22 protein-coding genes are annotated in these 21,153 nt (G+C 70.7%); 14 read left to right on the forward strand and 8 right to left on the reverse strand.

The genetic code is table 11. The features are described 5' to 3' along the window. Positions 1–12: 12 nt before the first annotated feature. The 3 genes from ASG70_RS10570 to ASG70_RS10585 all read left to right on the forward strand — a co-directional run bounded on the left by ASG70_RS10570 (position 13) and on the right by ASG70_RS10585 (position 3,529). Positions 13–357 (forward strand): nucleotide pyrophosphohydrolase, encoded by a 345-nt coding sequence (locus ASG70_RS10570; RefSeq protein ID WP_056883749.1) that lies wholly within the window; start codon positions 13–15, stop codon positions 355–357. A 284-nt stretch (positions 358–641) separates the two neighbouring features. Further along, the gene (locus ASG70_RS10575; protein ID WP_056883750.1) at positions 642–2,813 is read left to right on the forward strand and encodes an MMPL family transporter; all 2,172 of its coding nucleotides are present in this window, start codon (positions 642–644) and stop codon (positions 2,811–2,813) included. 110 nt (positions 2,814–2,923) lie between these two features. Next, entirely contained in the window at positions 2,924–3,529 is a 606-nt protein-coding gene (locus tag ASG70_RS10585; RefSeq protein ID WP_156399928.1) for a YkvA family protein, read from the forward strand. Between the two features lie 58 nt (positions 3,530–3,587). Here the strand turns inward: ASG70_RS10585 and ASG70_RS10590 are convergent, their stop codons facing one another. Then, complete coding sequence (locus tag ASG70_RS10590) at positions 3,588–4,571, reverse strand: hypothetical protein (protein ID WP_056883753.1); 984 nt, start codon at positions 4,569–4,571, stop codon at positions 3,588–3,590. Positions 4,572–4,938: 367 nt separating this feature from the next. Here ASG70_RS10590 and ASG70_RS20200 point away from each other — a divergent pair, with 367 nt between their 5' ends. The 3 genes from ASG70_RS20200 to ASG70_RS19300 all read left to right on the forward strand — a co-directional run bounded on the left by ASG70_RS20200 (position 4,939) and on the right by ASG70_RS19300 (position 6,372). Next, positions 4,939–5,064 carry a hypothetical protein gene (locus tag ASG70_RS20200; RefSeq protein ID WP_255353841.1) on the forward strand — a complete coding sequence of 42 codons (126 nt, stop codon included), beginning with the start codon at positions 4,939–4,941 and terminating at the stop codon, positions 5,062–5,064. A gap of 10 nt (positions 5,065–5,074) precedes the next feature. Then, positions 5,075–5,476 (forward strand): DUF6318 family protein, encoded by a 402-nt coding sequence (locus ASG70_RS20385; protein ID WP_369818908.1) that lies wholly within the window; start codon positions 5,075–5,077, stop codon positions 5,474–5,476. A gap of 128 nt (positions 5,477–5,604) precedes the next feature. After that, positions 5,605–6,372 (forward strand): hypothetical protein, encoded by a 768-nt coding sequence (locus ASG70_RS19300; RefSeq protein ID WP_162253903.1) that lies wholly within the window; start codon positions 5,605–5,607, stop codon positions 6,370–6,372. A gap of 65 nt (positions 6,373–6,437) precedes the next feature. Here the strand turns inward: ASG70_RS19300 and ASG70_RS10600 are convergent, their stop codons facing one another. Both ASG70_RS10600 and ASG70_RS10605 read right to left on the reverse strand, forming a co-directional pair. After that, the gene (locus tag ASG70_RS10600) at positions 6,438–7,211 is read right to left on the reverse strand and encodes a hypothetical protein (RefSeq protein WP_156399930.1); all 774 of its coding nucleotides are present in this window, start codon (positions 7,209–7,211) and stop codon (positions 6,438–6,440) included. Between the two features lie 72 nt (positions 7,212–7,283). Beyond that, entirely contained in the window at positions 7,284–8,042 is a 759-nt protein-coding gene (locus tag ASG70_RS10605) for a DUF5995 family protein (protein WP_056883756.1), read from the reverse strand. A 135-nt stretch (positions 8,043–8,177) separates the two neighbouring features. On the opposite strand from ASG70_RS10605, the gene ASG70_RS10610 reads away from it, so the two are divergent. The 5 genes from ASG70_RS10610 (at position 8,178) to ASG70_RS10630 (ending at position 12,801) form a co-directional block, all read left to right on the forward strand. Further along, entirely contained in the window at positions 8,178–8,789 is a 612-nt protein-coding gene (locus ASG70_RS10610) for a hypothetical protein (RefSeq protein WP_056883757.1), read from the forward strand. A gap of 2 nt (positions 8,790–8,791) precedes the next feature. After that, entirely contained in the window at positions 8,792–9,646 is an 855-nt protein-coding gene (locus tag ASG70_RS10615) for a hypothetical protein (protein WP_156399931.1), read from the forward strand. 115 nt (positions 9,647–9,761) lie between these two features. Next, complete coding sequence (locus ASG70_RS10620) at positions 9,762–10,190, forward strand: SRPBCC domain-containing protein (protein WP_056883759.1); 429 nt, start codon at positions 9,762–9,764, stop codon at positions 10,188–10,190. A gap of 134 nt (positions 10,191–10,324) precedes the next feature. Continuing rightward, on the forward strand, positions 10,325–11,692 hold the full coding sequence (locus ASG70_RS10625; protein WP_056883760.1) for an HNH endonuclease signature motif containing protein: 1,368 nt from the start codon (positions 10,325–10,327) through the stop codon (positions 11,690–11,692). A 98-nt stretch (positions 11,693–11,790) separates the two neighbouring features. Beyond that, positions 11,791–12,801 carry an aldo/keto reductase family protein gene (locus tag ASG70_RS10630; RefSeq protein WP_056883761.1) on the forward strand — a complete coding sequence of 337 codons (1,011 nt, stop codon included), beginning with the start codon at positions 11,791–11,793 and terminating at the stop codon, positions 12,799–12,801. Positions 12,802–12,911: 110 nt separating this feature from the next. Here ASG70_RS10630 and ASG70_RS19505 read toward each other — a convergent pair whose 3' ends face one another. After that, positions 12,912–14,060, reverse strand: a complete 1,149-nt coding sequence (locus ASG70_RS19505) for a peptidase (protein ID WP_235531445.1) — start codon at positions 14,058–14,060, stop codon at positions 12,912–12,914. Between the two features lie 180 nt (positions 14,061–14,240). On the opposite strand from ASG70_RS19505, the gene ASG70_RS19510 reads away from it, so the two are divergent. After that, a complete protein-coding gene (locus tag ASG70_RS19510; protein ID WP_056883763.1) occupies positions 14,241–15,668 on the forward strand; it encodes a nuclease-related domain-containing protein in 1,428 nt (475 codons plus the stop codon). A 28-nt stretch (positions 15,669–15,696) separates the two neighbouring features. Here the strand turns inward: ASG70_RS19510 and ASG70_RS10645 are convergent, their stop codons facing one another. The 3 genes from ASG70_RS10645 to ASG70_RS10655 form a co-directional block, all read right to left on the reverse strand. After that, positions 15,697–16,626: an RNA polymerase sigma-70 factor gene (locus tag ASG70_RS10645; protein ID WP_082590471.1), complete on the reverse strand. Its 930-nt coding sequence runs from the start codon at positions 16,624–16,626 to the stop codon at positions 15,697–15,699. Then, positions 16,623–17,558, reverse strand: coding sequence for an NAD(P)-dependent oxidoreductase (locus ASG70_RS10650; RefSeq protein ID WP_056883764.1), 936 nt, complete (start codon positions 17,556–17,558; stop codon positions 16,623–16,625). Before ASG70_RS10650 ends, ASG70_RS10645 begins: the two co-directional genes overlap by 4 nt. Before the next feature lie 85 nt (positions 17,559–17,643). Continuing rightward, entirely contained in the window at positions 17,644–17,976 is a 333-nt protein-coding gene (locus tag ASG70_RS10655; RefSeq protein ID WP_056884150.1) for a TfoX/Sxy family protein, read from the reverse strand. A gap of 7 nt (positions 17,977–17,983) precedes the next feature. On the opposite strand from ASG70_RS10655, the gene ASG70_RS10660 reads away from it, so the two are divergent. Then, complete coding sequence (locus ASG70_RS10660) at positions 17,984–18,403, forward strand: hypothetical protein (protein WP_156399933.1); 420 nt, start codon at positions 17,984–17,986, stop codon at positions 18,401–18,403. 58 nt (positions 18,404–18,461) lie between these two features. Here the strand turns inward: ASG70_RS10660 and ASG70_RS10665 are convergent, their stop codons facing one another. Continuing rightward, on the reverse strand, positions 18,462–19,889 hold the full coding sequence (locus ASG70_RS10665; RefSeq protein WP_056883766.1) for an MFS transporter: 1,428 nt from the start codon (positions 19,887–19,889) through the stop codon (positions 18,462–18,464). 189 nt (positions 19,890–20,078) lie between these two features. Between ASG70_RS10665 and ASG70_RS10670 the strand changes: the two genes are divergently transcribed. Beyond that, positions 20,079–20,954: a LysR family transcriptional regulator gene (locus ASG70_RS10670; protein ID WP_056883767.1), complete on the forward strand. Its 876-nt coding sequence runs from the start codon at positions 20,079–20,081 to the stop codon at positions 20,952–20,954. Positions 20,955–21,153: the final 199 nt, after the last annotated feature.

A 21,153-nucleotide genomic window follows, 5' to 3' on the forward strand; every position in this document is an offset into this window, starting at 1 on the left:
ATACTCGTACGCGTGTCTGATTTGACGGAGATCCGCGATGCGGCGAGGGCGTTCATCGCCGAGCGCGAATGGCAGCAATTCCAGGACCCCAAGTCGGTGATGCTGGCCCTGGTCGGTGAGGTGGGGGAGCTGGCTGAGCTGCTCCAATGGTTGCCAGCCGACGAAGCGCGCGCCCTCTCGCGCGAGGAGCCACTGCATACACGCCTGGCTGAGGAGATGTCGGACGTCCTGGTCTATCTCGTGGGGTTGGCGGACCAGTGCGGCGTGGATCTCGGCGAGTCTGCCTTGGCGAAGATCGAGGCTTCGGCTGCCAAGCACCCGGCTGAGGAGACTCGGGGCGTTGCGCCTCAGAAGTAGCCTGCGCAGGAACTCACTTGCATTGGGCCAGCGTGGCTGCCGAGACGACCTTGCTGTCAGCAACGCACCCGGCCGGAGGGCAACGCGTGAATTCATCTGTTCTTGTCGCTGCGGCATACGCGGTGAAATGCCCAGATCCTCCTCAGGGTCGTCCCTGAACTGCCCCTGAACGCCCACCTAACGCTGCCGAAATCCGTTGTCCCGACAGCCCCGCGCTCCCTACCGTCGTCCTGATGGGTGCCGTGCAGGGTGCGCACACCCGACCACGGTGAGAGGCAAGAGCGATGAGCGAGACACGGATCGGCGACGTCGGACGGCTGGCGTGGTTCCCCAGCGGCAAGGTGACGAAGTGGTTCGTCGTCGTCTTCTGGCTGGCGATCCTCGCGGCAGCGTTCGGCCCGGCCGGCAAGCTGCAGGGCGTCCTCAACAACGAGGCCGTCGCCTGGCTGCCCAAGGACGCCCAGTCGACCCAGGTCGTCACCCAGATCGAGGCGTTCCAGAGCAAGAACGAGTTCCCGGCCGTCCTCGTCTACGAACGCCCGGCCGGCATCACCCCAGCAGACCAACAAGCCGTCGCCGCCCAGGTCGCCAGGTTCGACGCGCTGGCCCCTGTCAAGAGCAAGACCGTCGGCCCGATCCCCGCGAGGGACGGCAAGGCACTGGAGGTCATCATCCCGGTGGACGCCGGCGACGGCGGCTGGGACACCCTGGGGGCGACGGTCGACGACCTGCGCTCGATAGCGAAGGAGCGCCCCGCCGGCCTGTCCATGCAGGTCACCGGCCCTGTGGGCTACGCCGCCGACTCGTCGGAGGCGTTCTCCGGCATCGACGGCAAGCTGCTCTACTCGGCGATGACGGTCGTGATCGTCATCCTCCTGCTGACCTACCGCAGCCCCCTCCTCTGGCTCATCCCCGTGGTCTCCGCCGGCACCGCGCTGTTCGTCGCCCAGGCGGTCATCTACTTCCTCGCCAAGGACGACACCCTCACCGTCAACGCCCAGAGCTCCGGCATCCTCACGGTCATCGTGTTCGGCGCGGGCACCGACTACGCCTTGCTGCTCGTCGCCCGGTACAGGGAGGAGCTGCGCAGGCACGAGGACCGGCACGAGGCCATGGCGTTCGCGCTCCACCGCGCTGGCCCCGCGATCCTCGCCTCCGGCGCCACCGTCATCGCCGGCATGCTCTGCCTTCTCGTCGCGACGATGAACTCGACCAAGGGTCTTGGTCCGGTCGCCGCCATCGGTGTCGCCGTCGGTCTCCTCGTCATGCTGACGCTGCTCCCGGCCCTGCTCGTGGTCTTCGGCCGCTGGATGTTCTGGCCGGTGCGCCCGACGTACGGCTCGGTCGACCACACCCGTGACGGGGTGTGGGCACGCATCGGACGTCGCATCGCCCGGGCGCCGCGGCGCACCTGGGTCGTGACGTCCCTGCTGCTGGCCATCGCCTCGCTCGGCATCCTGCAGCTCAACGCGGTCGGCCTGCAGAACAAGGACTCCTACTACGGCACCCCCGAGTCGGTGGTGGGGGAGCAGACCGTGGCCAGGCACTTTCCGGCCGGCGCCGGCTCCCCGGTGATGGTCCTCGCCAACGCCCCGCAGGCGGGTGCGGTCAAGACCTCCCTCGAGGGCGTGCAGGGCGTCTCCACCGTCGGCGACCCGGTCACCAAGGGCAGCCGCTCGCTCATCCAGGCGACGCTCACCGACGCCCCAGACTCCGACGCGGCCACGACGACGGTCGACCGCATCCGCGCGGCCATCGCCAAGGTCCCCGGTGCCGACGCGATCGCCGGTGGTGACACTGCCACCAGGGCGGACACTCTCAGGGCGTCCGCAGACGACAACCTGCGGATCATCCCGCTCATCCTCGGCGTCGTGCTGCTGATCCTCGTGCTCCTGCTCCGCGCCGTCACGGCACCGTTGGTGCTCATCGGCACCGTCGTCCTGTCGTACGGCGCCGCCATGGGCCTGTCCGCGCTGATCTTCCGGCACGTCCTCGGCTTCGCCGGCGCCGACTCGTCGCTGCCGCTGTTCGTCTTCGTGTTCCTCGTCGCGCTGGGCATCGACTACAACATCTTCCTCATGACCCGCGTGCACGAGGAGGCCAAGGAGCTCGGTACCCGGCGAGGGGCGCTCGTCGGCCTCGGCGCCACCGGTGGTGTCATCACCTCGGCTGGGCTCGTCCTCGCCGGCACGTTCGCCGTTCTCGGCACCCTGCCCGTGGTCACCTTCGCGGAGATCGGCATCGCCGTCGCCCTCGGCGTCCTGCTCGACACCCTGGTCGTCCGGTCCGTCCTGGTCACCGCGCTCAACCTCGACCTGCGTGGCCGGATGTGGTGGCCCAGCAAGCTCGCGAGGCAGGACGCCGAGCTCGACGGGGCAACGCCGAGCGCGGAGGAGGCCCACGGACCGACGCCGGGGGAGTCCGAGGACAGGCCGGCCCTCGAGCCCGCCCGTTGAGGAAAGGCCCACGATCCTCACTGACCGGCAGAGCCGAAACGTCATCGGGCAAATGCCGCACTCGGGGCATCGGTCATCGCTAGCCTCCACGCAGAAAGAGGAGGCAACCAATGACCACGCCAGCAAAGAAGACCGTTACCTCGAAGAAGGCCGCCTCGGCCAAGAAGAGCACCACGGTCAGGAAGGCCACCACGGCCAAGAAGGCCACCACGGCCAGCAAGACCGCAACGTCAAAGAAGGCTGCTCCCGCCAAGAAGGACCGGCCCATGAACAAGGGGGCCGTGGCCGCGAAGGGTGCGGCTGCCAAGAGGTCCGGCCAAGCAGCTGTTGCTGCCCAGTCGAAGTACTTCAAGCTCGCTACCGACCGAGCAAAGAAGATCGTGGGCGATCCTCAGAAGCTGCGGGACATCGCGGACAAGGCCAGCAAGTCCTCGGCGATGCGCTCGGGTCCCTTCGCCGACGTCCTGGAAGAGTTTCGCGCCCTGATCCGGCTGGTCGTCGCCTACGCCCGAGGCCACTACCGGGAGATCCCTGCCGACTCGTTGGTCATCGTCATCGCTGGCCTCATCTACGTGGTCTCGCCGATCGACCTCATCCCCGACGCGATTCCGGGCGTCGGTTTCCTCGACGACGTGAGTGTCATCGGCTGGGTGCTCAAGACCGTGCGCACCGAGCTCGACTCCTTCCGCGAGTGGGAGGCCGGCTCGGGCGACTGAGTCCGAGCGAGACGCAGGTATGCCGCGGAGCCGGGCTCCGCGGCATACCTCGTCGACCTCAGTCGGAGACGACCACCGGGGCGGATCGACGCGCTGGGACAAGCAGGTCCGCACGGCTGGGCAGCCAGCGCACCGCAGCAGCGGTGGCCGGGTTTGAGCCGTAGGCGAGCAGGGCGAGGAACACGCCGTACACGGGCAGGTGCCCGACGAGCTCGGTCTGGCCGAACAGGACCAGGGTCGCGTTGAACGGCACCATCGCGACGAGCACCGCGACCTGCGGCAGCGCGCCAGAGACCACGAGGAGCCCGAACAGCAGCTCGATCGAGCCGGCGACCACGATGAAGACGTCCGTGGGGACGTGCAGGCCGACCAGGCTGAAAACGTTGAGCGCGGGGAAGTGCGCGAGCGTCTCGCGGGCCATCGTCGGGTTGGTGAACTTCTCGGTGAACGCGAGAGCGATCAGCGCCACCCCCACGCCCACACGCAGCACGAGCAGTGCCCAGCGCAGCTGCACGGCGGGCACCACCGCGGCGCCGTGACGGTCCGCCCCAGCGGGCGCGATGACGAGGAACGCTGCGACCGCGGCGAGGTTCGCCGACTCGAGCAGCGCCATGGGCCCGGTGAAGATCGCCATCAGGGGACCGAGCACCAGCGCGAGAGCCGCTGCCGACCGCTGCTGCCACCCGGTGATGAGCCACACGCCCAGGGCGGCCTCGAGCAGGAGGAGTGCCTTGCCCACGACTCCGTGGAGGTCGTCCAGGCTCGGCGCGACGAACGAGCCGGACGCCGCCAGCGCCAGGAGGGCCACGCCGAGGTGGATGCCGAGTAGCCGCGGCACCCACGGCGTGAGGTCGCCGACCCGGCGCAGCACCGGCAGCTCCGGGCGCCCGAGGCGCAACGCCAGCCGGCGCCACACCAGCGTCACGACGACGACCAGGGCTGTCAGGCCGAGAGGGAGCGGCCGCAGGAAGAAGCTCCAGTCGGCGGGTGCGGAGTCGACGAACCAGCGTTCGTGCGACGGGAGGACGAGCCCTGCGCTCATGTGTTGACCTCTTTCTGAGGGCATGGAGGAGGCGCCGCGCAACGCTGCGACGCCTGTCGGCCACCTGGCCGATGCCACGACCCTAGGAACCGGACAGATGGGCCATCCGGGCCCAAAGTCCCTACTTCCAGCAGGCGCGTGCGGCCGGCTGTGCTGCGACCGGCGTGTTGTCCACAGGACGCTGGCCGGGGGCCTCTCCCACGGTGCCCTGTGGACAGTCCGGATGGCGCTGTGGGTGCATTTGCGTAGACTCGCGGGCATTCGGCACGGGGTTTGGTGCCGTCACCGGGGAGGGGAGTCGTCGGGTGAGTGCACGACATCGGTATGGCGCCGCGGGGCTGGCACTGCTGGTCCTGGCGGTCAGCGCGTGCTCGAACGGAGGGGGAGAACCGGCCAAGACGTCATCATCGTCCACGGCCACCAGCTCGTCCGCGAGCAGCGGGACGACGAGCTCGTCGTCGAGCCCACCGTCCTCTGCGACGGCGACTGTTGACCCCGCCGATCTGCCGGCAGACGCTCGGAAGCACACGCCCGAAGGCGCCGTCGCCTTCGTCAAGTACTACCTCGAGCAGATCAACGAGGCGTGGACCAAGCCATCGACCGGGTTGCTTCCGCCACTGAGTGACGATGGCTGCCTGTCGTGCAAGGGCTTCGAGCAGACAGCGAGCGAGCTTGTGACTAAGAAGCAGCGTTACGCATCGACTCCAAGCTCGTTTACAACTGTCAAAGCATTCCCCGGCGCCCCGTCTGGAAGGCAGTACGTGCGGGTCATCGGAACTCAGCACGAGGTTGACATCGTCGACAGTCGGGGCCGAGTCGTTTCGACCGATCCACAGGAGAAGATCGCGGCGACAACCATGGCGATCTGGAAGGGGGACCGGTGGCTGCTGTACGACATGGGATAGCACGAGCGGCGGCCGTTCTCGGCCTTACCGCCAGCTTGATGGTCACCTGTGCGCTGACCGCCTCCGCGACTTGGAATGGCGAGAAGCGGAAGGGCGCTGTGCGAGTGAACTTCCACGACCGCAAAGAGATGAAGCAGATTCAAGCCGAGGCGGCCGTGGCTAAGAAGCAGGCGGCGAAGGCGCGGGTGCACTGGGAGTACACCTCCGTGGTGAACTGCCCGAGCAACGCACCAGGCTCAGCGACTGGCAACGACTTTTGCGCTCAGGCTGCTGCCGCCTGCGAGGGCAACACTCCGGCGCAGGGTCTTGGACCGAGTGTGCGGATCTTCCGGCGCCTCGTGGCTGGGGACGGCACACCGCGAGGAGCCTGGCAGGACCGCGGCATCACCTGCTTCCCGGAACAGGCTCCTAACCCTGCTCGCCCGGCGTTGACCATGCAGATGGTCGTGGCGGCGTTCCACGACACGGACTTCACGAAGGCCCAGCTCTCCGTCCAGCCGAAGGGCAACGTGACCCTGGTGACCCTGCCGACCTACTTCGAGGTGGCGTGGCCGAGTTCAGGGTTCCAGCCCGGCGAGATCGACCGACCGAACCCGGCGCGGATGGCGGGCTTCCAGGTCGAGATCCGCCCGACGATGCGCTCGGTGACCTACGTCTACGGCGACGGCACGACCAGCGGGCCGACGAGCTCGTTGGGTGGGCCCTATCCCACCGGTGACGTGTCACGCGCGTACGCGAAGGCCGGGACGTTCGCGGTCCGCGCCGACGTGACGTACGGCGGTCAGTTCCGGGTGGCAGGCGGCGCCTGGGTCGACATCCCGGCACAGGTCGTCGTTCGCGGCACGGACGAGCCGCTCGAGGTCCGGACTGCCGAAGCCCGACTCGTGTCCAACTGAGGCGGCCGCGCGACGAGCGCGCCGGGTGGGCGCCGGGTCCTGCCATCCGGGCGGGCCCAGCCCATCTAACGAACGCGAGGAGCCTTCTCGTGACGTCCGGGAGGGGCGACGGGAGTGCCGTCGGCGTACTGCTGGGCCAGCGCCCGGAAATCCGACGGCATGATCGCGAGCAAGTTGCAGCGCACCCGCACGGACTCCTTCACTAGTCCTCGGGGAGTCGTGATGCGGCCGTGGACGATGAGGTCGTCCGGCTTGTTCGGGTACCACATGGTGCTCATCGACTTGTTCTCGACGCGGCCGAGGTCCGACCACGCCAAGCGCCACCGCGGGCGACGACGGCGCCACATGCCCGAGTGGTCCAGGCACAGCTCGTAGGTCCGCGTCCACCACCACAGGGCCGCCATGGCCGCGGCGCCCACGAGGACGACGCCTCCCTGGATCGGCAGACCGTCCTCCGACATGCCCCACCCGGTGAGCAGCATCAGCACGACCAGCAGTCCCGGTGTCACGCGGATCGCAGCTCGTGGTCTGAGCACCACCCCGCCGTCCAGCGGCTCGGCCCCGAACGGCAGGGCTGGCACGCCGAGCGCCCTCGCCTCCTCGGCGTCGGCTGTCACCGCTCGTTGCCAGGTGCTGCCGACCCACTTGAGCCCGGCCAGGCAGGCGCCGATGATGACCACGCCGACGACGAGGATCGGGATGCCCCGCGGGTTGTCCTGGCGCAGCCAGATCGTCAGTCCGCGCAGAACGAAGGGGAGACCCACGACGAGCCCGACGGCAGCCAACCCGCCTATCGCCCTGCGGCGACCTTCGCGGCGGTGAATCTTCCGGATCTTCACGGCAACGAGGCTAACCAGCGCAGCCTCTTGATGTGGACGAATCGGACAACAGCGCAAGACGTGCGCCACACCTCAGCGTGGTGGCGGCAACGTCACCCCGAATCCGGCCACCGCCAGCCGCAGCAGGACCTGACCGGGCGCCAGCAGGTCGGCGATGCGGGCGGCGCTGAGCACCTCGAGCTCGGCCAGCCGCGCGCGATACGCGTCCTCGCCGACCAGTCGAGAGGTCTGGAGCTCCATCGTGTTGTGCCACACCTTCTGTCGCGCCTCGCGCAGGAATCGCTTGGAGCTCAACCGGTTCAGCGGTTGGAGGAGCCGGTCGGCGAACGATGGCGGGGACACCGTTCCGAGCTCCGAATCCTCTGCCGCGACGCGGCCGGAAAGGACCCGGTCGATGCGTTCGTGGTCGCGGGACCGTCGGGCCACCAGCACCGGGTCGGCGAACTCCTCGTCACTGATCACGGCCAGCAGCGCCTGGGGCAGGTCGTAGTTGATGTGCGCGTTGATGCCCAGCAGCACGTGCCGCAGGGCCGGGAGGCCGGCGGGCGCGTCGAACGCAAGGCGCCATGGGCGCGGCACGTCAGGGCTGGCTTCGAGGTCGAGTTCGAGCGCCGCGAGGTACAGATCGGCGAACACCACGTCCCACCGCTCGACCCACTCGGGGTCCTCGAACTGCGCGTCGTCGACCGCCGTTCCGACGGCCAGGGTCGTCCGGCGGTAGGTCTCGAGGAACAACCTCTGCGCGGCGCGTTCGGGAGGCATGCGGACGAGCCGGGCATCCATGGCCGCGACGACGTCGCCGATGTCGCGACCTGGCACGTGGTGGAGCATCCGACCCCCTGACGAGGTGTCCCTGCGCGACTAGTATCCGACGTGGGGCCGGCGCTGTCAGCGGCTGTCACGGACGCGGCCGGCCGGGAAGCCAGGTGCGCGGTGCCCGGTCGCCGTAGTGGGAGTGGCCACGGCTTGCGGCGTCACAGTCCGCGCGACTTCGACGCCGTCGCCCTGGGGCGCCTCGAGACGAGGGCATGGGCCGCCTACTACCGCCGCGAGTGGTGGCCGGCGCTGAAGGCGTTCGTCGGCATGGTCGACGCGGGTTTCGGCCTCGGTCCGCGGCTGACGTTGGTCGCGGCCTGGCACGTGCTGCGAGCCAACCAGGCGTGGGCTCCCTTGCCGCACAACGACCCTGACGCCGCGCGCGCCGCGATGCTGCGCTTCTACCGGCTGGTCCTTGCCCACTCCGACCTCACCTTCGACCCGGTCCGCGCCGCCGAGCTCGAGGTCGAGTGGTGGCGCATCCACCGAGCCCACCAGCGCGGCACCGCGGCTGACAGCGCACCGACGCGTGACGACCTCGAGCGTGCCCTCGTCGACCTCTACTCCCACGTCTACTCCGCGCCCCGCGAGTCCATGGCGGTTGCGGCCAGGTGTCGCGCCGAGGCCATGGACCACTCGGACGCCTGGGTCGCCGCCGGTTGTGACCTCGTCGACCCGCGACTTGCCGCCGGACGCCGAGCCCTCGTGGCCTCGTACGCGGCCCTCCTCGACGCGGTCTCGCGTATCCCGACAGGAGCATGACCATGGCTACCGACACCGGGCGCGACGACCGGGTACTCACCACCACGCGAGCCCTCGCGGCCTTCATCGCACCCTTCCTGCTCGTGGCGTTCGTGGTGCTCTACGGCTTCCCGGGCTCCACGGCGCGCCTGTGGGCGTGGCCGATCCAGTCGCACATGACCTCGATGCTGCTCGCGTCCGCCTACCTCGGCGGCTGCTGGTTCTTCCTGCGCGTGCTGCTTGTTGAAAGGCGTTGGGCTGCAGTGCGAATGGGCTTCGTCTCGGTGGCTTTGTTCGCGACGCTGCTGGGTGTCGCGACGGTGCTGCACTGGGACAAGTTCTCCCACGGCAAGCTCTCCTTCTGGCTCTGGGCCAGCCTCTACTTCACCGCGCCGGTGCTCGTCGTCTGGGCCTGGTTCGCCAACCAGAGGTATGCCGCCCAGCCGCGGCCCGACGAAGCCCGCCTCGCGCGCGTGCCCCGGGCGGTCGTGGCCGGCCTGGGCGCGCTGTCCGTCGTGACGGGCGTCCTGATGTTCCTCGCGCCGGCGCGGGCCGTCACCGTGTGGGCGTGGCCCCTCACCCCGCTGACGTGCCGGGTGGTCGGCGCCGTCTTCTGCCTGGGCGCGGCCGGGCTCGGTGTGCTGGTCGACGACCGTTGGGAGACGGTCCGGCTGATGCGACGGGTCCTGCTGGTGATGTTCGCGCTGATGCTGGTCGCCGCGGTGCGGGCCCGGCACGAGTTCCTCACCGACCGCCCGCTGACCTGGGTCATGGGTGCCGGGTTCGTCCTGCTCTTCGCCGTCTTTTTGGCCTCCGAGCTGCGGGACGCCCGTCCCCGGCACACCGGGCGCCACACGCTCCGTGCGCAGGCTCCCTGAGCGGTGCAGCGCTGAATACGGTCACAGGGGGTTGCCCCGGGGTCTCCCCACGCGGTCGACTGTCTCCTGTGGGTCACGCCCACCCGGGGCGCGGCCACGCGGACGGAGGTCTCCCATGAGCAGTGAGCCCGACACGGTCGCCGACGACACCGACGACTCCGACCTGGAGGCCGGCGTGCACGCCAGCCACGCGGTACCCGCGCCGGCCGTCCAGGTCTGGCAGCACCTGATCAGCCCCGCCGGTACCGAGGCGCTCCTCGGCGAGGGCGCCCGCATCGGCAACAAGGGCGAGCCGTGGCGGGCGGGCGACGGGTCGTACGGCGTCGTGCGCAGCGTGCACCCCGTCGAGCAGCTCCGTGTCACATGGCACCCCCACGAGGATGGGCCGCTCAGCATGGTCGACGTGCAGCTGCGTCCCGACGGCGACCGCACGAAGGTCGAGCTCTTCCACGAGGGTCGCGGCATCGCCGGTGACCCGCGGGGCGACCAGCAGCACTGGGAGGACGCGCTCGGCCGGTTCGCCGGGGGAGTGTTGAGCAGCTGACGGCGGGGGAGTGTCGAGCGGTCTGGGCCTTGCCGGGTCTTTCTCCTGGTCCCCATGCGGTCGCGAAAGGCCCTGCCGCATGGCGTGATTCGTCGTCCGCGGGCGTTGTCAGTGGTCGCCGATAGGTTGTTGGTATGGCGATCAGTCCGGGGGCCGTGACCCTCACCGCGAGCGGCCTCGGCCGCCCGGTGGTGGGTAGCGCGACGCTGGCCCGCGGCGTCCTGCACCAGGGCACCCCGGAGCGGTTGTGGGCGCTGCGGGACGAGGAGGTCGCGCAGGCTCTGACGGTCCTGGGCGACGTCGCCGCCACCGTGAGGGCACAGATGGTCCTCGTCCTCGCCGAGGCGAAGCGGCGCAGCCTCGGCAGTGGCGACGGGTGGGGACCGGTCGACTGGGCGCGGGCGATGGCGCCGCTGTTGCCCATGCGCGACCTCCTGGAGGCCGACGAGGTGGCAGGCGCGGTGGCCTCGGACGAGCGACGCCTGGACGACGTCGTGGAGGCGGTCGTCGCGGCCACGTCGAGCTGCCCCGACGAGCGGTCCGAGGCCCTGCCGGTGGGCAAGGCCGCCCAGATCGTGCGGTTCCACACGTCGATCCGCGGCCTCACGGATGCCGAGTCGTTGGCCGACGGGACTGCACTGCTCGTCGACGCGGCCCGGGGTGCCAGCGGGCTCAGCGACCAGGCGCTCGCCCGGGCCATCCGCCACGCCGGCGAGGTGGCTCGACCCGACCGGCTGGTCGAGCGCGACGCCGAGCTGCGCCGTGCCCACCGGTCCCTGGTCAAGGGCCGCGGGCCCGTAGGTATGGCGCGCTACGTCCTGGTCCTCGACGAGGAGGGCGCGGCCATCGTCGATGCCGCGGTGGATGCGCTGGCCAAGCCGCGCCCCGACGAGGACACCGGCGAGCACGACCCCCGGACTCCTGCTGCTCGCAGGGCAGATGCGTTGCTGGACCTCGTCTCGCGCGCCGTGGGCGCCCCGGCCGGCGTTCCGCGTCAGGCCAAGGTGAGCCTCGTGGTCACCGTCGGCCTCGACGTCCTGCAGGAGCACTGCCGTGGTGCCGGCGTGACCATGGCAGGTGAGGTGCTCACGGCGGGGACGCTTCGGCGGCTTGCCTGCGACGCGCAGGTCGTCCCGGTCGTGCTCGGCACCGACGGCGAGGTCCTCGACCAAGGCGTGGCGAGGCGGCTGTTCGACCGGGCGCAGATCCGCCACCTGTGGCTGCGCGACCAGCACTGCACGTTCCCCCGGTGCTCGAAGCCGGCGACCTGGACGGACGCGCACCACCTCGTGCACTGGGCCGACGGCGGTCCCACCGATGTCGAAAACGCAGCCCTGCTGTGCCGCGCCCATCACAGCGTCGTGCACCGTCACCGCTACGGCGGACGGGTGCGTCGTGCCGGGGGACGGGCGAGGGTCGAGTGGGACCTGACACCCGACTCGTACGACACCGCCGTCGCCGAGTGGCGGACCGAGCGCCGACCGCTGCCTCCTCGACCATGAGCCCGCTCCGTACCCGCCGTTGACCTCGGCGGGTCCCAGCCATGCGCTGGGCGGGGGCCCGCCGCGCGGCTGTCGGCCGGGCGGCATACGGTTGAAACATGGAATTCCGATACCTCGGCAACAGTGGTCTCAAGATCTCGGAGATCACCTACGGCAACTGGCTCACCCACGGCTCGCAGGTCGAGAACGACGTCGCCACGCAGTGCGTGCGCGCGGCGCTCGACGCGGGCATCAGCACGTTCGACACCGCCGACGTCTACGCCAACACCAAGGCGGAGACGGTCCTCGGCGACGCCCTCAAGGGCGAGCGGCGCGAGAGCCTGGAGATCTTCACCAAGGTCTACTGGCCGACCGGCCCCGGCGGGAAGAACGACACCGGCCTGTCGCGCAAGCACATCATGGAGTCGATCAACGGCAGCCTCCAGCGGCTCCAGACCGACTACGTCGACCTCTACCAGGCGCACCGCTACGACACCGAGACGCCGCTGGAGGAGACGATGACGGCGTTCGCGGACGTCGTCCGCCAGGGCAAGGCGCTCTACATCGGCGTCAGCGAGTGGACCGCCGACCAGATCCGCGAGGGCGTCAAGCTCGCCAAGGAGCTCAACATCCAGCTCATCTCGAGCCAGCCGCAGTACTCCATGCTGTGGCGCGTCATCGAGGATGAGGTCGTCCCGACCAGCAAGGAGCTCGGCGTCAGCCAGATCGTGTGGAGCCCCATCGCGCAGGGCGTGCTGACCGGCAAGTACCAGCCGGGTCAGAAGCCGCCGGAGGGTTCGCGCGCCGCCGACGAGAAGGGCGGCGCCGACATGATCAAGCGGTTCATGAACGACGACGTCCTCACCCGCGTGCAGAGGCTCAAGCCCATCGCCGACGAGGCAGGCCTGTCGATGGCGCAGCTCGCCGTCGCCTGGGTGCTGCAGAACGACAACGTCGCCGCCGCGCTCGTCGGCGCCTCGCGTCCCGAGCAGGTCGCGGAGAACGTCAAGGCCGCCGGCGTGGAGCTCGAGGACGCGCAGCTCAAGGCGATCGACGAGGCCCTCGGCGACATCGTCGTGCGTGACCCCGGCATGACCAAGGAGACCGCGCCCCAGACGCGCGTCGCCTGATATCTCTCCCGCTGGTCCCACCAGCACGGGCATGCCGCGGGGCGGCCGGACACAGGTCCGGTCGCCCCGCGGCTACGCGGTGAGACCGTCCGACGTGGTGAGACCGCTCGCTACTTGGTGAAGCAGCGCCCGACGCCGAGACGTCGCAGACCCTCCAGGTCGCCCTTCCCGAAGGTCGTCCGCCCGTTGTTGTCGGAGTACATCAGCTCGTCCGGCTTCTGCACGTGGGTCAGGCCGACCATGTGTGACAGCTCGTGCATGACGATCGCGCGCGCCTGCGCCCAGCCGTCGCTGCGGCGCAGGATGTCCACGAAGGTCGGCCCGTCGAGGAAGACGATGCCGCTGACCCAGTGCTTGTCGACGTTCTTGGCGTAGGTCGCGCCGCGGGGGCCACCGATCCCCGCCACGCGGCCCGCCAGCTCGGGCACGACCGCCGGGGTCGTCCAGGCGACCAGGGCGGGGGACCACCGGTTGCCGTACCGCGCGCTGTCGACGGGTTGGCGGTCGGAATGAGGCACCTCGTCGGTCGGGCCCTCGATGACGAACTGCAGTCCCGTGGCCCGGCTCACCTCGCTCGCCGCCTCGAGGAGGAGCCGGTCAGCGCCTGCGGGCGCCTCGGCCGCGTTGACCACGAGGTGGATGGGTCGGCACGGGTCCCAGGCCACGGGGGCGCTGGTGGGCCCGCTGGTCTGCTGCATGAACGCGTAGTCGGTCGACGTCGAGTGGCTGAACGGTGGACGCCCCAAGGGCTCGTCCTTCGCGTCCGCCGGCACCGGCGGCCACATGGCCCTGATGCCACCACCGGCGTCGACCTGGACCGGCGCCGGCTGCGCGAAGTCGATGCCATGGCTGCCGACGGTCACGCCCGTGATCGCCGAGGTGCTCGGCACGTCGTGGAAGAGCAGGGGGCGCCCCCACAGAGCCAGCTCGACGACGAGTGCGGTGACGAGGAGGGTGATGGCGGTCCGCGGGCCACCGCTGGACCGGGTACGCCGCGTGCGCCGCTGCCTGCTACGGCGCGCGTGGGCGAGGTCGGTGACCGACGACGGAACGGGGGAGGAGCCCGGAAAGCCCGCTCGGGTCGTGGTCTCCCACTGCTGGGTGCCCTTGCGACGCGCCGGGCGCGGCCGTCCCGCCTGCAGGTCGGCCAGGCACCACAGGCACGTCGGGGCGGGGTCGTCGCCGACCAGTCCTGCGCGTTCGCCTGCTCTCAACGGCTCACCGCAGCGGCACTGCGTCGGCCCCTCCACGTGGATCATCTCCACGGGTTCCTCGATCCCCACCGCACCTGCCCCCACGTCCCAGCCGTTCGTCAGCGCGATGCTAGAGCGCGACGCGCCTTCGCACCGGTGAATCCGGACAGATCGGTGATCGGAAACACCGTGGGACTTGTCCGAAAGCGCCCCCGGGACCTGGGCCGTCGGGGCACCATCGTCCGCGTGGGAACGCCCGGGGGAAGTGCCGACGAGCAGGCCAGGAAGCTGACGGACGAGGCGGCGCGCTGGGCGGCGGGTGCCGAAGGCGAGCGTCGCGTGGCTGCCGCACTGTCGTCCCTGCCCGCCGGGTGGACTGTCGTGCACGACCGCCTGCTGCGTCCGGGCCGATCCCAGGCCAACCTCGACCACGTCGTCGTCGGCATGACGGGTATCTACCTCGTCGACGCCAAGAACCGGGCCGGCAGGGTGACCGAGCACGACGGCGGTCTCTTCCAGCACCGGCACCGCAACGGCCGGGTCGAGAGCGTCAGCCTCGCCGCAGAGTTGACCAAGGTCCACGGCATGGCCGCCTACATGGCCGCCGAAACCGACCGCCCCGTGACCCCCGTGCTCTGCCTAGCCGGCGGGCACGCCGACGACTTCGGCGAGCCCCGAATGGTGCGCGGCGTCTGGGTGGTGCCCGTGGCGGCCCTGCCCGGCTGGCTGCGAGGGCGGCCCGTGACCATCCCCGCCGAGGCCGTGCCATCCGTGGCGACGAGGGTCATCACGGACTTCCCGTCGACGACCACGGACCCGGCCCTGCTGTCCGCCATGGCCGGCGCCGCCGCGCCCAGGGCAGGACGCCGTCGACGCGGTCGGCCGTCGGGGGCAGCTGCCCAGCCGGTGACCGGTGGCCACGTGCCGACCACGACACGGGCGTCAGGGTCCTCGCGGGCCTCGGCGCCCACCGTCGTGCCTCTCCGCCGTCCACGCAGGATCCGTCGCCGGCTGGCGAAGGTGGTCATGGTTGGTTCACTCGTCACCGGTGGTCTGCTGGTGTTGTCCCACCTGCCGTCGATCATCGAGTCGGTCGTCGAGGACCTCACGCGTGCGGCAGTCCCTGGAGGGGCGCCGTCGGTTCAGCCGCCGGCCACTGCCGCTCTAATCACGAAGGCTGCGCAGGCATCCAAGAAGACGTCGGGTGGGGCACCGAAGAGCACCGCGAAGAAGACGGGCGCCCTGAAGCCCGTCCCCGTCAGGCCATTGGGGCCACCGGACTGCGCGAACGCCTCAGCCGCGGAGATCAAAGCGATCATCCATCGCACCGTCCAGCCTGTGGTGACGAGCAGGGGCTGTGCGTGGGGGACCCGCCTGGACGACCCGTCGACCCTGCTCGTCACCATCGTCATGACCGCAGACCACGACTCCTGGGACAGGAACCTCACGACGTCGGTCAACCAGAAGCGGGTCGTCTTCAGTGGCAGCCTCGACTCCACCTACCGCCCGGCCACGCAGGCGTCGGTGGCGACAGGGCAGCCGATCATCAGAGGTGCCAGACCGGTGTCCGCCCGGGCCGACACGGTGGTCGTCGTGGCCACCACCAAGCTCGGCATCTCGGACGACCGAGCCCGCGAGATGGCTGTGAAGATCGCCGCAGCCGCCAACGGCTGACCTTCGCGCGGGCAGGATCTTACGCATCTCAGCGGGCGTCGCGGATGATCGCGAGGGCGTCGCCGACCGGACCGAGGTGGCCGAGCTTGTCGGGATTGACGATCGAGTGGATGCCGGTGACCTGGCCGTCCGCGACGTCCAGGGCCCACACGCCGAGGACCCGGTCCTGCCCGTCACGGAAGACGGCACCGGCGGCACCGTTCACCTCGGCTGGACTCATGGTCACCTCGGGAAAGCGGGCCAACGCGTGCAGCCAGTTCGCCAGCGTGTGCGCCACGCGGCTGCGCCCGTGGAGCGAACGGCCGAGGGCCGGCACCTTGCCACCACCGTCGCCCCGCAGCTCGACGTCGTGGGCGAGCAGCGACTCCAGTCCCGCCAGGTCCCCGGCCCGCGCGGCTGCGAAGAACCGCTGTGCCAGCGCCTGCTGCTGCTCCCGCGAGGTCTGGAACCGGGGCCGCCGTTCCGTCACGTGGCGACGTGCCCGGGCTGCGAGCTGCCGCACGTTGTCCTCGGACTTGCCGACGATGGCGGTGATCTCGCCGTACCCGTACCCGAACACGTCGTGAAGCAGCAGCACCGCCCGTTGCTCGGGGGACAGGCTCTCGAGCAGCACCAGCATCGCGAGCGAGAGCGAGTCGGCCGTCTCGGCGTGGCTGGCCGGGTCGTCGGTGGAGTCCGCGACCAGCGGCTCGGGCAGCCAGTCGCCGACGTAGCGTTCGCGCCGTACGCGAGCCGAGCGCAGCTCGTTGATGGCGAGGCGCGTGGTGACCGTCGCGACGTACGCCTTGGGCGAGGCGATCTCCTCACCGGACTCCAGTGACTGGTGCACCCGCAGCAGCGACTCCTGGACCACGTCCTCCGCCTCGGACACGCTACCCAGCATCCGGTAGGCGATCGCGAACGCGGTCGGTCGCAGCTCGTCGAGCAGACCTGCACGAGCAGAGTCGCCGGGCCTCACGCGCCAAGCTCCGCGAACCCCTGGCGCCAGCTCGGGTGTGCAGGGCTCCAGCCCAGCTCGCGCCGCGCCTTGGCGTTGGACGCACCGCGCAGCTCGGTCATCATCACTGCGCCGACCTCGCCCGTCAGCAGCCGACCGACGGCCAGGGGGACGTGCATCGGCTTCCTGGCGCCGAGGGCGCTGGCGAGGGCCGGCAGCCACTCCGCCACCCGTGCCGGCTCGTCGTCCACGATGTTGTAGACCCCGCGGGTGCCGTGCTCGACCGCTGCCACCGTCGCGTCGGCGGCGTCGCCGATGTGGATGAACGACCAGACGCCACCACCGTCACCGACGACGGGGAACCGGCGCCGGCGCACGGCCTCGGTCTGCTCGCCGTCGGGGCCGAGGGACGTCCCGGGCCCGTAGAACCCGCCGTAGCGCAGCACGACGCCCTCGGTCCAGGTCGCCGCGAGGACGGACTGCTCGACATGGCGGATCGCGGCGACGGTCTCGCGCATCTCCTTGGCGGGATGCGGCCCGAACGAGTCCTCCTCGCTCTTGACCGGTCCACCCGTGCGCTCGTACGCCGCGAAGAAGCTCTGCGCGACGAACCGCCCCACCCCGGCTGCCTGGGCAGCGGACAGGAGGTGGTCGGTGCCCTCCGCGCGCAACCGGTTGGTCGTGGCGAAAGCCCGGTCGAAGTGCCGCAGGTCCATCGCCCCGATCGACGTGAGCTGGTGGACGACGACATCCGGCTGGGCGGTGCCGACCGCCTCGGCGACCTGCTCCGCGTGCAGGGCGTCGGCCACCACCGGCTTGGCCCCCAGCGCGGCCAGCGCGTCCTGCTTCGCGACGTCGCGCGTCATGGCGACGACCTCGTGCCCTGCGCGGACCAGCCGCGGCACCAGCTGCCGACCGATTGCGCCCGTTGCTCCAGCGACGAAGACCCTCATGAGCCCACTCCATACCCTCGGTGAATGCGTGCACCAGTGAAGACAAGGCACACGCCGTCTCTGTGACACCTCGCCGGTGGGCAGCTCACTTGTGCGGCAGCGAGCGGGCAAAGTCGACGCTCCGCTCCACCCACCCCCGGAGCTGGTCGTCGGTGGCATACCCCGCCTCGGTGACGCGCAGCCAGCCCCTCATCGGGCTGCCCCGCATCTCCATGGGCGTGACCACCGAACCGTCGAGCAGCGGATCGGCGTCCTCGGGGTCGAGGCGCACCAGGAGGCCGCCGGAGCCGCTGGCCGCGACCGACATGTTGCCGTTCACGAGGAACGCCAGGCCCCCGAACATCCGCTTCTCCGTGACGTCGAGCTCTCCCTGCACCAGCTCCCGGATCCGCTGCGCCACCCCCTCGTCGTACCCCATGCGGACCATGGTGGCACCGAGCCCCGACCTCAGCCCCGACTTCAGCCCCGACATCCGGTGGGGGATCTCGGTCGTCCACTGCCGGGGGGAGGACGAGGTCCGTCGATCGCCGGAGGCGGAGCCCGCGTCGGCGGCGGACGATCGCGGTATGGGTGCGGTGGACCGGATCGAGGCTGGCGACACCTGGGTGAGCGACGACGGACCGACGACCGTCGACCCGCTGGAGGGGCACACCGGGATGTTCGTCGACGTCTGCGCGGCGCTGACCGAGGCCGAGCTGGAGGAGCTGTGCCGCCACTGGGAGGAGCGCGCGGACGTCGCCGCCTGCGAGATCGACCGGTGGTGGTGCTGGACCGTGGTGCGCTTCGGCCGTCGGCTGCTTGCGGCGCGGCGGGAGGAGCGGGAGCGTCTCCTGAGGTGGTTCTGACCAGCGCCTCTGGGTTCAGGGTTGCGTAGGAAGGGTCGCGGCCCGGTGGTCGCGAGGGTCAGTGGTTGCGCGGGACCACCGACGGTCGGGGGAGGCGGACGGACACCGCAGTCAGGCCCAGGCGCAGGTCCGCGCGACGAGCCAGCCGGTGGGTGACCACGGCCGTCACGACCGCGGGCACCGCGCCCGAGGCCAGCAGTGCGATGCGGGCGCCGTGGGCCTCCGCGAGCCAGCCGACCACGGGACCGCCGATGGCCCCGCTACCGATGAACACGAGCATGTAGATCCCGACGACCCGGCCGCGCAGGTGGTCGACCGCGGCCAGCTGCACGAGCGACTGCGCCTTGGTGAGGAACCCGAGGTTGGCGGCGCCCACGAGGACGAGGACCAGGGTGAACAGCAGCTGGTACCGCGCCCCGGCGGCGAGCAGCAGGGCGACGGCCAGTGCCCACGCCGCGTACCCCACCGTGCGCAGGCGCAGCGGCCGGGTGCGTCGGGCGGTGGCCAGGGCTCCACCGAGGGCGCCGACGGCGACCATGGCGTTGAGCAGGCCGAGTCCGCTGGCACCGGTGTGGAACTCGTTCTTGGCGAACGCAGCCAGCGTCACCGGCAGGCTGATGGTGAAGAAGCCGAACGCGCCGACCATGATGACGGGCCACAGGACGTTCGGCGTGTGCAGGGCGTAGGCCAGCCCGTCCCGGACGCGCGGGCTCGCCGGGACGCCGCTCGCGGCGACCTGGCTCGCGGACACCTGGACGGTCTGGGCGGTGTCGACCCCGGTGGCGGGGGCGGTCCCGGCGCCGGTGCCGGGGTCGGCACCGGGCGCGGTGGCGGCTCCGGGACGGTGGCCGGTGTCGCGCATGAGCGACAGGGCCACGATCGGGCCGACGAACGTGGCGGCGTTGACCGCGAACGCGTAACCGGCTCCCATGGTGCTCATCAGCACCCCGCCGATGACGGGCCCGGTCATGGCCCCGATCTGAAAGGTGCAGGAGACGAGGCTGATCGCGTTGGGCAGCTGGGGCCCGGTGACGACCTCGGAGACGAACGACTGGCGGGTCGGGTTGTCGACGGCCGCGACGACGCCCAGGACGAAGGCGAGTCCGAACACGTGCCACACCTGCACGGCGCCCGAGAGCGTGAGGGCGGCCAGCGCCGCAGCGGTCAGCGCCATCGACACCTGCGTAGCGAGCAGGATGGTGCGCTTGGGGAACCGGTCGGCCAACAGGCCGCCGTGCAGCCCGAGCAGGAGCGTCGGCACGAACTGGAAGGCCGTGACCACGCCGACGGCGGTGGGGCTGTCCGTCATGGTCAGGACGAGCCAGTCCTGGGCGATGCGCTGGATCCAGCCGCCGGTGCCCGACACGAGGAGGCCGGAGAGGAGGAGGCGGAAGCTGCGGTTCTCCAGCGAGGGGAACGTGCGCGAGATGCCTTGGGGGAGAGTGAGTTTGGGAAGGTGGACCGAGTGGAAGGCGGCGGAGCTCATGTCGTCCTGGCGAAGAGGTGCGTTCGGGTGGCGTCGTGGGTGGCTGGGTACCGGCACATCCGTGGCTGGTACCGGTCAAGTCTGACGCCTCCGTCATGCCGCTCGCGCTATTCTGGGACAGAATCAGTCGTATAAGTGCCATTGCGTTTCGCAATGAGCCGGACCTGACCGAGGCGAGGGGCGACCAGCGTGTACGAGCCCGAACAGCTGCGCACGTTCGTGGCGGTGACGCAGACCCTGAGCTTCACCCGGGCGGCGGAGTCGCTGGGCATCCGCCAACCGACGGTCAGCCAGCACATCAAGCGGCTCGAGGAGTCGGTGGGCCGGCCGTTGTTCCTGCGCGACACCCGCAGCGTCACGCTCACCTCCGACGGTGAGGCCATGGCCGGGTTCGCGCGCGAGATCCTGGCGGCGCAGGAGCGGGCCGTCGGCTACTTCACCGGGTCGCGGCTCAAGGGGCGGCTGCGGTTCGGCGTCACCGACGACCTCGCCCTCACCCCGCTGCCGAGGATCCTGCGCGACTTCCGCCAGCTCTACCCCCGCATCGACCTCGAGCTCGCGGTCCTCCAGAACGACAGCCTCATCCGGCGCATCGAGTCGGGCCACCTCGACGTCGCGTTCGTCAAGCGCAGCGCCGGGATGCCGACGCCGACCCGCGGGCAGCTCGTGCGGCGCGACCACCTCGTCTGGGTCGGCACCGACGGCACGAGGCTCGACCCGGAGCTGCCGGTGCCGCTCGTCGTCTACCAGGCGCCCAGCCTGAGCCGTGCCGTCAGCGTCCAGGCCCTGGAGAAGGCCGGGCGTCGCAGCCGCATCACCTGCACGGTCCGCGGGGTCAACGGCGTCCTGGCCGCGGTGCGCGCAGGGCTCGGGATCGCAGTCATGGCAAGGACGCTCACTCCCGCCGACCTCGTGGAGCTGCCGCCCAGCCACGGGCTGCCCAAGCTGCCCCACCTCGACCTGGTCCTGCTCACCACCAAGGCGGCGCCGGCGGAGGCGGCCAAGGCGCTCACGTCGGCGATCCTGGCCAGCGGCTCACCCCTCAAGCCCGTCACCGGCGGCTGAGGCCCCCGGCGGAGCGGCAGGGCCAGCAGCTGGGTCAGCCGACGGGTCAGGGGCTGGGTCAGCCGACGGGTCAGGGGCTGGGTCTGCCGTCGGTCGCAGGACGGCGTCCACCACGTCGTCGACGCCCGGCGAGCGGCCGCCCAGCACCAGGGGAGCGATGCGACGCACGATGTCGGCCGTCTCGCGGTGCACGGCGACG

This window comes from Phycicoccus sp. Soil748, from assembly GCF_001428025.1.
Classification (GTDB): domain Bacteria; phylum Actinomycetota; class Actinomycetes; order Actinomycetales; family Dermatophilaceae; genus Pedococcus.